At 47.3% G+C, this 782-nt stretch carries 1 protein-coding gene; it reads right to left on the reverse strand.

What is annotated here, in order from left to right:
* Positions 1 to 183, reverse strand: a 183-nt coding sequence (locus tag ACFIJJ_RS09935; protein WP_375646837.1) for a hypothetical protein, incomplete at its 3' end; no start/stop codon positions are given.
* Positions 184 to 782 lie beyond the last annotated feature (599 nt).

Below are 782 nucleotides of genomic sequence, written 5' to 3' on the forward strand. Positions count from 1 at the left end.
ACGACCCCCTCGTGCTCGTGCGAGGGGTATTACTTGACGACCCGTGCACTTGCGGGTAGCGCGTATCGCGCCTACCACACCCCCTGTGGCACCTACACCCACCACTCGAGCCGATGATCGCTTTGAGAGGCTCGAGGGTGCTGTTGGGGGTATCCAGACAGATTTAGCGGAGCTCAGGGGCACGTTTACCTCTTTCTGCACAGAGGTCAGGGCTCGATTCGACCAGATCGAGCAGTTACTTCAGGGAGCTTTGACCTCCCCGTTTATCGTGCACCCTCGTTCTCCATCACCACCACCACCACCACCAGCAGAGCCAGCAAACGCACCCGACGCTGCTGAGCAGGACACCGAGCTGAGGCATCTTAGATTTTTATTTTTTTATACTTTTGTACTTTTTATATTTATTTTTGGACTTGTACATGACTCAGAAAGGACATCTTCCTTCTGAGATCATTCATGACTTGTATATTTTCAGTTATTAGTCATATTTGCTGCAGAGCTATACTTAAACTCTTTTGTGTGCGTGCGTGCAGAGATCCTACTTGAGTGGAATTAAGGAACTAGTAATGGACACGGTCTCATAACCGTGTATGCTTCATAACCCTAACAACATAACTTCTCAATAAACAGGGCTCCATCAAACGCACGACTTGGAGGAAGGGGAGTATTGTTTTAAATTGCTTTTCCCACACATTATACTTTCACTAATTATCTTTTATTGTGCTTACATGCGTACATTGGGGACAATGTACATCTTAAGTGTGGGGGGGAGTTCACATGCT

The organism is Bartonella sp. TT29SHDZB (genome assembly GCF_042193395.1).
Taxonomy (GTDB): Bacteria; Pseudomonadota; Alphaproteobacteria; order Rhizobiales; family Rhizobiaceae; genus Bartonella.